We start from the raw sequence: 13339 nt of genomic DNA, 5'->3' as shown, positions 1-13339 counted from the left end.
ATCGGGACTTGCAGCGACGGACCTCGGGACGCTCTTACACCACGTCTGCGCGCCACCAAGTACTTGGACATATGTTGCGTAATACTGCATTTTTTGCAAAAAAATAATGCTACAAGGCTTGTGACAGTACTCATATTTGACGTTTTTTGCCCACGACCCCTTATTGCGTGGACGAATCAGTTGCAAAACGGGCTCCAAAGCGTCCCTCGCAAACAAAAAGCCGGGGCCCGCGCGATGCGGACCCCGGCTCAATACCATGACGATATGTCGGTTACGCTCTACACGTAGAACAGGATGTCGTCGTAGGTCGGGACCGGCCAGTAGTCGGCGGCCACGATCTCCTCCATGGCGTCCACGGCAGCGCGCAGCGTATCCATAGCGGGAACAACCTCGTGCGCGTACACGTTGGCCTGCTCCTGGCCATCGAGGGTCTCGGCCTTCTGGTGCACGGCATCGAGAGCCTTGATGGAATCGTTGATGGCGGTGATGCCGTTGCAGAGCTTGTTGAGCGTGTTCTGCTCGCACTGCATGGCAGCGTCGGCACCGGCGGCGCGGATTGTCTCCAGGCCCTTAGCGACCTTGGTGGCATAGGCGGTGATGACCGGACGATAGGTACGACGTGCCTCGCGAATCATCGTGGTGGCCTCGATGTTCATGAGCTTGTTGTACTTCTCGAGCTTGCAGTCGTAGCGGCACTGGGCCTCGGCGCGGGTCAGAACGCCCGTCTCCTCAAAGAGCGCGATGGCCTTATCGGAAACAAAGGCGGGCAGAGCATCGGCCGTGGTCTTGTTGTTGGCGAGGCCTCGCTTCTCGGCCTCGACGGGCCACTCCTCGGAGTAACCGTCGCCGGAGAACAGGATGCGCTGGTGATCGGTCAGCACCTTCTTGCAGTACTCGAGCGCGGCGTCCTGGAACTTATCCTCGGGCGTACCCTCGAGTGCGTCGGCGAAAGACTTGAGCGACTTGGCCACGGCAGCATCGAGCACCAGGTTGGAGTCGGAGACGTTCTGCTCGGAGCCGCAGGCACGGAACTCGAACTTGTTGCCGGTGAAGGCGAACGGGGAGGTACGGTTGCGGTCGGTGTTGTCCTGCATCAGCTTGGGCAGGGTATCGGCGCCTAGGTCAAGCACGCCGCGCGTGGCATGGACGGAAGCCTTGCCATCGATGATCTTCTCGACGACCTCGGTGAGCTGGTCGCCCAGGAAGATGGACATAATCGCCGGAGGAGCCTCGTTGGCGCCCAGACGATGATCGTTGCCGGCCGAGGCAACGGAGGCACGCAGGAGTTCCTGATAGTTATCGACGGCCTCGATCACCGCGGTGAGGAAGACGATGAACTGCAGGTTGTCGAGCGGGGTGTCGCCCGGGTCGAGCAGGTTCTCGGACTCGGTGCCAAGCGACCAGTTGTTGTGCTTGCCCGAACCGTTGATGCCCTCAAAGGGCTTCTCGTGCAGCAGGCAGACCAAGTCGTGACGGGAGGCGATGAGCTTCATCTTCTCCATCATGACCAGATTCTGGTCGATGGCCTCGTTGACCTCGCCGTAGACAGGGGCGAGCTCATGCTGGCAGGGAGCGACCTCGTTGTGCTTGGTCTTGGCAGGAATGCCAAGCGCCCACAGTTCATCGTCCAGGTCCTTCATATAGGACGAGACGGTGGGGCGGATAGCGCCAAAGTAGTGCTCCTCGAGCTCCTGGCCCTTGCAGGGAGCAGCACCAAAGAGGGTGCGCCCGGTGATGACCAGGTCCCTGCGCTTGCGGTAAGCGTCCTTCTTGATCAGGAAGTACTCCTGCTCATCGCCCACGGAAGGAACGACCTTCTTGGGGGTCTTACCAAACAGCGCCAAAACGCGCTTGGACTCACGCGAGAGTGCGGTCATGGAGCGCAGCAGCGGGGTCTTCTTGTCCAGGGCCTCGCCCGTGTAGGAGCAAAAAGCCGTGGGGATGCACAGGACATCGTCCTTGATAAAGGCGGGGCTGGTGGGATCCCAAGCGGTGTAGCCACGGGCCTCGAAGGTGGCACGCAGGCCGCCGTTGGGGAAGCTGGAGGCGTCCGGCTCGCCCTGGATGAGGTTCTTGCCCGTAAACTTGGTAATGGCGGTGCCGTCGTGGTTGGGCTCGAGGAAGCTGTCGTGCTTCTCGGAAGTAATGCCCGAAAGCGGCTGGAACCAGTGCGCGTAGTGCGTCGCGCCCTTGGAGATGGCCCAGACCTTCATGGCGTGGGCAACGGCGTTGGCCACATCCAGGTCGAGCGGCTCACCGTCCTCGAGGGTTGCAGCAAGGCGCTTCCAAATGTCCTTGGGGAGGTAGTCCTTCATGACTTCCTCAGAGAACACCATGGTCCCGAAGCGGTCAGTAAGTTCGGCCATACGGAACTCCCTTCGTATCGGCACCGCGTGAGAAGCGGTGTTGATTACTAACGAACGAGTCATAGATTAGGCTCGTCGTGTTTCCGCAACATTACCGTTATGTTGCTGTCACGAAACCAATCAATGAGGTTACCGCATCGCGGCGGCGTTGCCGCCCTCAACAGCCAATCAACTGTATAAATTGCAGACCTCTCCCCATGGTTTAAGGGTAGTCAATTTGGGATGGGGCTCTATTAACTGGTATTTCGCATCAGATACCAGTCTTTATAGCCCCATCCTAGATTGACCGCTCTGCTATAGGGAATGCCGATAGCAAGGCATCTTTGATTGGTATCCTCAAATAACGAGTGAAACTCCACCGTGACACAGTGGTGCTGTAGAATCCTTACAACACATCACACTATTACGTATCTAGAGGAGCACGATATGCGCGTCGACGAGGTTTTTAAGCAGGCAGCATCCCAGGGCACCGCGCCCATTTCGTTTGAGATGTTCCCGCCCAAGGGCGAGCTGACCCTCGACACGGCTCGCGAAGTGGCAGGCAATCTGTGCAAGCTTTCGCCGAGCTTTGTCTCGGTCACCTGCTCGGCCGGCGGCTCGGGCAACGGTGCCACCACCGCTCCCATCGCGCATATGATTACGAGCGAATTCGATACACCCTCGGTGGCACACCTTACCTGCGTGGGCCGGTCGCACGCCGATATCGCCACCAAGATCGACGAGTATCGCTCGGCCGGCGTGGAAAACATCCTGGCCCTGCGTGGCGATCTCCCTGCCGGCGCGACCGAGGACGACAAGCCCGCCTCGGACTACGCCTACGCCCGCGACCTCATCCCCGAGCTCGTCGACGCCGGCTTTTGCGTGGGCGCCGCAGCCTACCCCGAGGGCCACATTGCCTGTGAGGATCTCAACCTCTCGGTCGAACACCTCAAGCAAAAACAGGACGCCGGCGCGAGCTTCTTTGTGACGCAGCTCTTCTTTGATAACGAGTGCTTCTACCGCTTCCGTGAGCTTGCCGACAAGGCCGGCATCACCGTGCCCATTACCGCGGGCATCATGCCGTTTATGGGCAAGTCGCAGATCAGCCGCATGGTCTTTATGTGCGGCGCGTCGCTGCCCTCCCCCGTCATCAAGATTCTTGCCAAGTACGAGAACGACCCCGAGAGCCTGCAGGCAGCCGGTGTAGATTATGCCGCCCGCCAGCTTTGCGACCTCAAGGAGCACGGCGCCGACGGCCTGCACCTGTACACTATGAACCGTCCTGCGATCGCCGCGACCATTATGGAGCGCCTAGGGTAATGGAAAAACCGTACATCGATACAACCGCTGTCGAAGTGCCGGCCGACCTTGCGTCGCCGGCGCTTTACCGTGTCGATGCTGCGCACCATCCCCGTGTCGACCGTGCCGAGATGCTGCGGTATCTGGGTTACGGCGGTCAGCAGATTGAGCCCGAACTGTCACGACGTATTGAGCTTGTCGTTGAACGTCTGGAACTGGACATTGAGCCCCGTGGCGTGCGCCGCGTGTTTGCCGTCGATGCCACGGGCGTGGACGAGCAGGGAGAGCCCAGCATCCGCCTGGTCGGCACCAATGTTGAGCTGCGAGGTCGCGATATCTATCGACATCTCAAAGATGCCCGCTTTGCCGCGCTCATGGCATGCACCCTCGGCATGGACGCCGAGCGTCGCCTGCGCACCACGGGAGCCCAGCAGCCCCTGGAGGGAGCCGTGCTCGACGCCGCATGCTCTGCCTATGTAGAAGCCGCCGTCGAGCAGATGGACCAGCAGGTCAAGGCTGCGGCCGCCGCACACGGACTCGCCGGCAACTGGCGCTTCAGTCCCGGCTACGGCGACTGCCCGCTTACGGCACAGCGCTCAATCGTGGACGCGCTCAACGCCACGCGGCTCATCGGGCTTACCGTCACGCCCACCAGCCTGCTCATGCCCACCAAGAGCGTGACCGCGGTGATCGGTCTGTTCGACGGCGAGGTCCACGACGCCCAGAGCCGCCCCACCTGCAATATCTGCCGCATGCGCGAGCACTGTCGCTTCCGCGCCGCCCACACCACCTGCTATTCCAGCCATTAGGAGCCCTCGATGTTTACTCCGCTTATCACTCATGATTCTGACGGCACTGCATTGGCGGCACCCGTTGATGCCGCACGTCGCAACGGTGCCACGTACAAGACGCGCACGATCGACGATCTGCGCATTAAGGACGATCGCCTGCGTGCGGCCATCGAGGGCACGGGGCATCTGCTGTTCGACGGCGGCATGGGCACCATGCTGCAGGCGGCCGGCATGAAGGCCGGAGCCCTGCCCGAGCTGCTCAACTTTGAGGAGCCCCAGGTCATTACCGACATTCAGCGACAGTACGTCGAGGCCGGCTGCGACGTGATCACCGCCAATACCTTTGGCGCCAACGCCCACAAGCTCGACGGTACCGCCACCGTGGCAGATGTCTTTGCCGCCGCTGTCGCCTGCGCCCGCGCAGCCGGTGCCCACTACGTCGCCGGCGATATCGGCCCCATCGGCGCGCTGCTGCGCCCCTTGGGTACCCTCAGCTTCGACGAGGCCTACGACCTCTTTGCCGAGGAGGTGCGCTCTGGCGTCGCCGCGGGTGTGGACCTCTTTATTATCGAGACTATGACCGACCTGGCCGAGATCAAGGCGGCAGTCCTCGCCTGCCGCGAGAATTCCGACTTGCCCGTCTTTGCCACCATGACCTTTGAGGAAGACGGCCGCACCTTCTTGGGCACGAGCCCCGAGGTCGCCGCCATCACCCTCGACGCCATCGGCGCCGACGTTTTGGGCATCAACTGCAGCCAGGGCCCGGCCGAGCTCCGAGGACTCGCCGCGCGTATGCTCACCGTTACGGACAAGCCCGTTATGGTGCAGGCCAATGCGGGACTGCCCCGCGTGGACGATGACGGCAATACCGTCTTTGATATCCAGGCACCCGAATACGCCGAGGCCGTCGCCGGCATGATTGAGGACGGCGTGAGCGTCGTGGGCGGCTGCTGCGGCACCACGCCGGCGCACATGGCCGCCTTGCGCACGCTTATCGATAACCACACGCCCAGTCCGCGCCACCGCAAGCCCAGCATGTCGGTCACAAGCGCCCAGACCGTGGTGGACCTCCCCTGCGACGGCCACAAGATTGCCGTCATCGGCGAGCGCATCAATCCCACCGGCAAAAAGCGCCTGCAGCAGGCCCTGCGCGACGGCGACCTGGACTACGTCGTGAGCCAGGGCATCAGCCAGCAAGAACAGGGCGCCGACATCTTGGACGTTAACGTGGGCCTGCCCGAGATCGACGAGGTCAAGATTATCCAGCAGGCGACCGAGCAGCTCCAAGGCTCCACGCTGTTGCCGCTGCAGATCGACTCCACCGATCCCGCCGCCGTCGAGGCCGCCGTACGCCGCTACGCCGGCAAGCCCATCATCAACTCGGTCAACGGCAAGCAACAGATCATGGATGAGATCTTTCCGTTGGTTGCCCACTACGGCACCAACGTCGTCGGCCTTACGCTCGACGAAGGCGGCATCCCCGATACCGCCGAGGCCCGCTTCGCCATCGCCGAGCGCATCGTGGCCGAGGCCGCCCGCTACGGCATCGGCCCGGACCGCATCCTCATCGACTGCCTGGTCATGACCGCCTCGACCAATCAACGCCAGGCCGAGCAGATTCTGCGCGCCATGTCCCTGTGCAAGGAGCGCCTGGGCGTCAAATGCGCGCTTGGCGTGTCGAACATCAGCTTTGGCCTGCCCGCCCGCCCGCTGCTGGGCTCGGTCTTTTTGGCTGCCGCCTTCGGCGCGGGCCTGGACGCCCCCATCATGAACCCGGGCTCCAAGCGCTTTATGGACACCGTCTACAGCTATCGCGTCCTGAGCGTTGAGGACGAGGGCTCGACCGGATACATCGAGCGCTATGCCGGCTGGACCGATCCGTACAAGATCGCCGCCAACCCGGCAGCAGCTCAGGCCGCATCGACCGACACCGTGCCCGCCGCTGGTGTCACCAGCACCGACGGCAACGACGACCCCATCCGCCACATGGTCGTCTCGGGCCGCAAAGGCGAGATCGCTGCCGAGACCGAGCGTCTGCTAGCAGACCACGACGCCATGGACCTCATCAACAATCACTTTATCCCCGCCCTCGACGAGGTGGGCGTCCTCTTTGACCAGGGCAAGTTCTTCTTGCCGCAGCTCATGGCCTCGGCCGAGGCCGCACGCGTGGGCTTCGACACCATTAAGCGCCTGATGCCCGCCGGCGAGATTGCCGACAAGGGCAAGATCTGCGTGGCCACCGTCAAGGGCGACATCCACGATATCGGCAAGAACATCGTCAAAATGCTGCTCGACAACTACGGCTACACCGTCTTTGACCTGGGCCGCGACGTCGATCCGCAGGAGGTACTCAAGACCGTCAAGGAGCGCGATATCAAACTCGTCGGCCTCTCGGCGCTTATGACCACCACCGTCGTCGCCATGGAGGAGACCATCAAGCTGCTCCATGCCGAGGTTCCGGGCGTCAAGATCATCGTGGGCGGCGCCGTGCTCACCCCCGAATACGCCAAGCAGATCGGCGCGGACTACTACGCCAAGGATGCCGCCGAAAGCGCGCGCATCGCCGAAGAGGTCTTTGGGCAGTAACACAACGGAAACAACCGAGCACCAAAACGTGCCGCATGCGCCACTTGGCACGTGCGGCACGTTAGAATAGATAAGACTATGCTCGTTTTGGCAGATAGGAGCGCAAGGATGGCGATCACGCCCGCAGAAATCGCGGAAACCCGCGGCATGGTTGAGGAGCAGAACCTCGACATCAGGACCATCACCATGGGTGTTTCGCTCATGGGTTGCGGTGACGAGAACCTCGACCGCATGTGCACGAAGATCTACGACCACGTGACGCACACGGCTGAGCATCTGGTCGAGACCGCCGAGAACCTCGAGCGCGAGTACGGTATCCCCATCGTCAACAAGCGCGTTTCCGTCACCCCGGTGGCACAGATCGCCGCATGCTGCAAGGATGAGGACCTCACCCCCATCGCGCATGCCCTCGACCGCGCGGCCGAAACGCTCGGCATCGATTACCTGGGCGGCTTCTCCGCACTCGTCCAGAAGGGCATCGGCGACGCCGACCGCCGCGTCATCCAGTCCATCCCCCAGGCGCTCGCCACCACGAGCCGTGTCTGCTCCAGTGTCAACGTCGCCAGCCTGCGCGCCGGCATCAACATGGACGCCGTGCTTATGGCCGCCCAGACCATCATCGATGCCGCTAAACTCACGGCCGACCAGGATTCCGTCGGCGCTTCCAAGTTTGTCTGCTTTGCTAACATGGTCGAGGACTCCCCGTTTATGGCGGGCGCCGTCCACGGCGGTGGCGAGGCCGACGCCGTCATCAACGTAGGCGTCTCGGGCCCCGGCGTTATGGCCGCAGCCCTGGAGACGCTGCCCGATTCCGCATCGATGATGGAAGTCGCCGAAAAGATTAAGCAGACCGCCTTTAAGATCACCCGTGCCGGCGAGCTCATGAGCCGCGAGGCCGCCCATCGCCTGGGTGTCGAGAAGGGCATCGTCGACCTGTCGCTGGCTCCCACGCCTGCCATCGGCGACTCCGTCGCGCGCATCCTCGAGATCATCGGCGTGGGCACCTGCGGTGGCCCGGGCACGACCTGCGCGCTCGCCATGCTCAACGATGCCGTCAAGAAGGGCGGCGTCATGGCCAGCTCCAGCGTGGGCGGTCTCTCCGGCGCTTTCATCCCCGTGTCCGAGGACGCCGGCATGATCGCCGCCGTCGAAGCCGGCGCGCTTTCGCTCGAGAAGCTCGAGGCCATGACCTGCGTGTGCTCCGTCGGCCTGGACATGATCGCCATCCCCGGCGACACCCCGGTCGAGACCATCGCCGGCATCATCGCCGACGAGATGGCCATCGGCGTCATCAACAACAAGACCACGGCCGTGCGCGTGATTCCCGCCATTGGCAAGGGCGTGGGTGACTGCGTCGAGTACGGCGGCCTGTTCGGCCGTGCGCCCATCATGCCGGTGAACCCCAACGCCGGCACCGTGCTCGCCCACCGTGGTGGACGCTTCCCGGCACCGCTGAATTCGCTGAAGAACTAGCTGAGGGGGACTGGCGAGGAGTCCCGGGGGAGGGCAAATATATAAGGTCGCCTGCTCGGACAGTCCTGACTCGCACGGAGAGCACATTAAGTGCTCTCCGGCTCGTGCGGAACTCGCGATCGACCTTATATATTTGCCCTCCCCGGGGCTCCCGCACTTCTCAACCTTGGCTGAGTTCCATCCCGGGTGCAGTTGCTTCGCTCCTGCACCACATGGTTGATGCGGTGGTTTGGCGTTGGATCGGTTCTTTCTGATATATGCTGGTTGCGGCTCTTCTTTTGAGGGGGAGTCGCTTTTTTGTTGTGAGGGGGATGGCCCGTGGCTGATGGTGTAATTCAATCTGAGCTTCTTTCTGCTGATTGGAATGGCGAATGGATGCGTCTGCAGGCTGATCGGCATCGGGCTGATGATTCTTTTGAGTGGGATAAGCGGGCTCGGCATTTTCGTCCGCTGGAGACTGCCCCGTATGCTCGGGATTTTATAAAACTGCTGGCGCTTGAGCCTGGCGAGTCGGTGCTCGATATGGGGTGCGGGGCTGGGTCGATTGCTATTCCGCTTGCTCAGGCTGGGCATCCTGTGATTGCTGCTGACTTTTCCCCTGCTATGTTGGGCACGCTTGATGCTGGCATTGAGTTCTATGGGCTCAAGGATCGCATTACACCGCTTGAGCTTGCTTGGAATGACGATTGGGATCTGGTTGGGCCGGTTGCCAAGGCTGTAGATGCTGCCTTTGCGAGTCGCTCGGTTACTACGAACGACCTGAAGGGGGCACTTGTCAAGCTTGATCGAACGGCTCGTCGGCGTTGTGCTGTCACGATGGTCGCCAACTCCAGCCCGCGCTATGACCTGCACCTGATGAACGCCATCGGCGCCTCGGTTACCCGCAGCAACGGATTTGTATATGCCTTTAACATCCTTATTCAGATGGGTGCGCTGCCGCAGGTCACGTATTTTGAATCGCCCCGTCGCGACACCTTCGATAGTCTCGAGGCGGGCGTGGCGGATTTTTCTCGCATGCTCGAGCATGGCAACGAGGACAAAATCGACCGCCTGCGCAACTATATCGCCCACCACATGATCGAGAACCCCCATGCCGGCGAGCCGGGATCCAAGGGCATACCGCAGGGACGCTACATGCTCGACCACATCCGCAAGGTCCGATGGGCGTTTATCGCCTGGGAGCCGGTCTCTGCGCCCCGCCCGCAGCCCATCTAAAGTTTGCATCGTCTTCCCACCCGGCATCCGCATTCTTTGCGAACTGGGCAAACGCGCTCCACACCGCGCCGTTCCTGCGCTATCGTGGGACAGCCCACGTAGATTAAGGCCCCATCGAGGGGCGCCCCATACATAGAAAGCGAGAACCCATGGCACTGACAGGAGCCCAGGTCAAGCAGCTTCGCAGCATGGCCCATCACCTCAACCCCGCCATCATCATCGGTAAGTCCGATGTCAACGAGGGCACCGTCGAGCAGACGGTCGCCTACCTAGAGAAGCACGAGCTCGTTAAGTGCTCCGTGCTGGACGGCTCCAGCCTTTCTGCCCGCGAGGCCGCCGAAGAGCTCGCCGAGCGCTGCCACGCCGACGTCGTTCAGGTTATCGGACGCAAGTTCTCGCTGTATCGCGAGTCCTCGCGCAAGGATATCGAGAAGATCAAGCTCGTCTAAAACCAGCTGGTCATACCGAGCAAGTCTGCAGGCGTCCGAGTGATTCGGGCGCCCGTTTTTTATCGCTCGACAAGCACGCGCTTGAGCCCGCCTTCGACCAAGCGCTCATACAGACGCCTTGTCTCAGGCTCGGGCACGCCTTGAACCTGCTCTCGCAGGTGGTGTATGTGGCCGCTGTACAGCTCAACGACATCGCGACGTCGTCCCGCCGCGCCGTAAACGCGCATGGCGCAGCGAACCATGTCCTCGCGCGCCGTCTCCTGGCGAAGCCCCGATTCCACGAGCCAAATTGCCGATTGCAGGTCATTCTCCTCGAGAGCGGCATTCGCTCCCCTAATCATGCAGTCGATGTACTTGGATTGCACAATGTGGCGCATGCGCGTAAAGAATGTGGGATTGCAACCGGTGGGAACATACAGCGGACCCGCGTAGAGCTGCTCAACCTTAAGACACAGCTCAACCAGGTGAGGCCCTCTCGCACCCATGCGGTTTCCCAGAATCTCGCGGCTCAGCTGGTCAAAGAGCCTTACATCGGTCTTAACGTAGTCGCCATTGAGCCCAATGCACTCGTTTTGGATGAGCACGCACGACTTGCCATCCGGCGTTGGACCCAAAGCCGAGCGCAAGCGCGATACCGTCGAATACAGATTGTTGCGCGCGGCGTTAAACTCGGCATGGGGCCACAACTCCATGGCGATTGTCTCGCGGTCGACCATGGCATCCATACCCAGCGCAAGGCGTTCGGCAAGCGTTGCCGCCTTTTTGCGACGCCACATCTTATCCGTGATGGGAAAACCGTCGCGTTCGGCGCGAAACACGCCAAACATGCGCATCTCAATATGGCCGATGGTGTCGACAGCCTCAACCTCGCCCGCCTGGAATAGATGCTCACTTTCGCCCTCAAAGTCATCGCGTAGTGAATACCGCGACAGTTCGCGCACCGGAAGCTTCTTGCGAATCCTAACGGCAGGCTCGCCCAGACAATGCATCGCAAGACGCGCGAACAGCCGATACGATGGGTCTAAAATCCCCGAGCGATTCATGGACATCCAAGCGGCAAGATCGCTATCGCGGCCCGCAGCGGCCAAATGCAGTGCCACGATCCAGGCTTCTGAGCCACCGACCCGTGTCTTGCTAATATCGAGCAGCTCTGCCTCTTCGCGAACCGATACCAGCGACGTATTGCGCAGATACGCCACGCGCTCCAGCAGCAACGCGTTTTCGCGCATGTACGTAATCGATTCGTCGGCGAGCTTGAGCACCTGGACCGCGCGGAACTTTGCGTTGACCGGCCGCCCCTCCGCCAGCGATTGCCAGCCCTCCAGCAATAGCCCAAACAGCTGAATTTGATTGTCACGAACACGCACCGCAAAGCGGTCGAGCTCGCCAAATGCCACATCGTCGGTCACGGGCAAGCCCGCGAGCAGGCGCCGCGCTGCCAATACCATACGCAGCCAAATGGATGGCGCCTTAAGCCCGCGGATATCGAGCGCCTCGAGTATCTGCGCCATCTGGTCATCGCGCTCGTCGGGTTTAGCAAACGAGCCGTCGAACAGTTCCACCAGCATATGGTCGGCCTGTATGAGAATCCCCGCGATGTCGAGCTCGCAATCGTAGACTTTGCACACCTTGGGCTTCGCTAGAACATCACCGTCTTCCGCTCGCTCGGTTAGATGGCGCTTGACCTCGATATGCGCGGACAGCATGTCGAGTACCTCGCAGGATGTCTGTTCTTGCAAAACAGGGTTGGCGGGAAGCCCCAGGTCATTGTCGCCGTAAAAGGCGATAGTGAGCGCCTGGGCTATTTTCCAGGTAGCGGGGTCGACCTCGCGGGCCGCCTGGTCACCCGCACGTTCGATAACGGACGCCATATACCTTGCTAGCTTTGTATTGCACACGCTGACAGCCGCCAGATACACGCCGAGTGCCTCGTCGGGTGCCAGCTCTTGCTCCTGCTGTTCTGCATTGATCATCGCTGACGCCGCACGGCAAATGTCCCCTCCATGCCCGGTCAGGGCAAGATCGGCACCATACTGCCCGGCTAGCTCCAACACCACACGACGGTCCAAGAACGCATCGGCCAGGTCCATGGCCAAATCGCATCGGCCTGCCTTAATCAAAATGCGCGCAGCCCGCGATACTAGTTCGGGACGGATCTCGGCAACAAGCTTTCGCAGCCTCAGGCGCGCGTTGTCCTTAGCGCCCAAACACCTAAAGGTGCGATCAGACGGATCCACGCCAAAAATCGGATAATCGCGCACAAAGATGGACTGGTCGATCATCGAAAGCCTCACACCGCACGCCTCTAGCTCCGCAATGCGGCCCTCGCCCATCAGTACCATCAAACAGGCAACGGTAAACAACAGGTTGTTCTCGAGCGATGCGAGATCGGCCAGCGCCGCACCGTACACGTTGACGATTTCGTTCTCGAGCAACCCGGCAACATCGCCCTGTCCATACATTCCCGTCTGCAAGGCAGATACCAGCTCAGGCACACCCTGTGTGAGCCGATAGAAATCAAGCGATGTGCTGATCGAGAAGGCCGTGGCCCATGACGAATACTCATAGGCGTGCACCTTGAGCATCTGCGCATTGACTTTTACAGAATCGCCCAGCCCGTGGATAAGCAATCGGTTGGAAGGACGGCAGGCAATAAAGACCCCCGTCCCCGTAGCACGTAAGCTGCGGATTCGATCGATGAGGTCCTCGGTTTCGTGCTGCTCGAGATTGGGCACGTTGTCGATCGCAACGAGCGAATGAGGTTTGTCCTTAAGCTCATCGGCGACAACCTCGAGCTGCATAAAGAGCTCGCGTCCAATCGCGCGGTCGGCCTCGATAATCCGAACCGGCCCTCGCGTGGGGTCCGATTTAACCTCCTGCACGTATTGCAGCAACACCGACGTCTTACCAAACCCGTCGGGCGCGTAGAGCAAAACAATTCCCGCCTTGCGCCCTTTAACGATAAGCTCGTTCATCAAGCGATCGCGCCGCACTATATAGCCGCCGCCCGTCGGCATCAGCTCGAGATCGTCCGTATTGCCCAGATCGTTTTTCATGCCTGCTCCTCAACTCGACCATATGGACACCGTAACTGCAGGACCATATGAGCCACCCTGTGAATAGCGCGACATAGAGTTTTTTGGTTGTCTGCCGGTACGTATTTGGCAAGTTTTTGTACAGC

Annotated in this window: 8 protein-coding genes; 6 read left to right on the top strand and 2 right to left on the bottom strand. The window is 61.0% G+C overall.

Going from position 1 to position 13339, the window contains the following annotated elements:
* Nucleotides 1–278 precede the first annotated feature (278 nt).
* On the bottom strand, nt 279–2366 hold the full coding sequence (locus DW796_RS04815; RefSeq protein WP_118094443.1) for a glutamine synthetase III: 2088 nt from the start codon (nt 2364–2366) through the stop codon (nt 279–281).
* A gap of 426 nt (nt 2367–2792) precedes the next feature.
* Between DW796_RS04815 and DW796_RS04810 the strand changes: the two genes are divergently transcribed.
* The 6 genes from DW796_RS04810 to DW796_RS04785 all read left to right on the top strand — a co-directional run bounded on the left by DW796_RS04810 (nt 2793) and on the right by DW796_RS04785 (nt 10158).
* Complete coding sequence (locus DW796_RS04810) at nt 2793–3665, top strand: methylenetetrahydrofolate reductase (protein WP_118094442.1); 873 nt, start codon at nt 2793–2795, stop codon at nt 3663–3665.
* A complete protein-coding gene (locus DW796_RS04805; RefSeq protein ID WP_118094441.1) occupies nt 3665–4453 on the top strand; it encodes a hypothetical protein in 789 nt (262 codons plus the stop codon). The genes DW796_RS04810 and DW796_RS04805 overlap by 1 nt, the downstream gene beginning before the upstream one ends.
* A gap of 9 nt (nt 4454–4462) precedes the next feature.
* Nucleotides 4463–7021: a homocysteine S-methyltransferase family protein gene (locus DW796_RS04800; protein ID WP_187362371.1), complete on the top strand. Its 2559-nt coding sequence runs from the start codon at nt 4463–4465 to the stop codon at nt 7019–7021.
* A 108-nt stretch (nt 7022–7129) separates the two neighbouring features.
* A complete protein-coding gene (locus DW796_RS04795; RefSeq protein ID WP_035136908.1) occupies nt 7130–8494 on the top strand; it encodes a PFL family protein in 1365 nt (454 codons plus the stop codon).
* Between the two features lie 318 nt (nt 8495–8812).
* Nucleotides 8813–9709 (top strand): methyltransferase domain-containing protein, encoded by an 897-nt coding sequence (locus DW796_RS04790; protein ID WP_233539668.1) that lies wholly within the window; start codon nt 8813–8815, stop codon nt 9707–9709.
* Between the two features lie 149 nt (nt 9710–9858).
* Complete coding sequence (locus DW796_RS04785; protein WP_117839974.1) at nt 9859–10158, top strand: YhbY family RNA-binding protein; 300 nt, start codon at nt 9859–9861, stop codon at nt 10156–10158.
* A gap of 59 nt (nt 10159–10217) precedes the next feature.
* Here the strand turns inward: DW796_RS04785 and DW796_RS04780 are convergent, their stop codons facing one another.
* The gene (locus DW796_RS04780; RefSeq protein WP_118094440.1) at nt 10218–13214 is read right to left on the bottom strand and encodes a BTAD domain-containing putative transcriptional regulator; all 2997 of its coding nucleotides are present in this window, start codon (nt 13212–13214) and stop codon (nt 10218–10220) included.
* Between the last annotated feature and the right edge of the window lie 125 nt (nt 13215–13339).

Origin of the sequence: Collinsella sp. AM31-2AC (assembly GCF_003469285.1) — a bacterium.
GTDB classification, from domain to species: Bacteria; Actinomycetota; Coriobacteriia; order Coriobacteriales; family Coriobacteriaceae; genus Collinsella; species Collinsella aerofaciens_AT.
The sequence above is the reverse complement of the archived record's forward strand: the minus strand, read 5'-3'. Positions and strand labels throughout refer to the sequence as shown.

Coding starts and splice junctions, on each gene's coding strand:
- DW796_RS04815 (WP_118094443.1), bottom strand. CDS start 2,366: ATGGCCGAACTTACTGACCGCTTCGGGACCATGGTGTTCTCTGAGGAA.
- DW796_RS04810 (WP_118094442.1), top strand. CDS start 2,793: ATGCGCGTCGACGAGGTTTTTAAGCAGGCAGCATCCCAGGGCACCGCG.
- DW796_RS04805 (WP_118094441.1), top strand. CDS start 3,665: ATGGAAAAACCGTACATCGATACAACCGCTGTCGAAGTGCCGGCCGAC.
- DW796_RS04800 (WP_187362371.1), top strand. CDS start 4,463: ATGTTTACTCCGCTTATCACTCATGATTCTGACGGCACTGCATTGGCG.
- DW796_RS04795 (WP_035136908.1), top strand. CDS start 7,130: ATGGCGATCACGCCCGCAGAAATCGCGGAAACCCGCGGCATGGTTGAG.
- DW796_RS04785 (WP_117839974.1), top strand. CDS start 9,859: ATGGCACTGACAGGAGCCCAGGTCAAGCAGCTTCGCAGCATGGCCCAT.
- DW796_RS04780 (WP_118094440.1), bottom strand. CDS start 13,214: ATGAAAAACGATCTGGGCAATACGGACGATCTCGAGCTGATGCCGACG.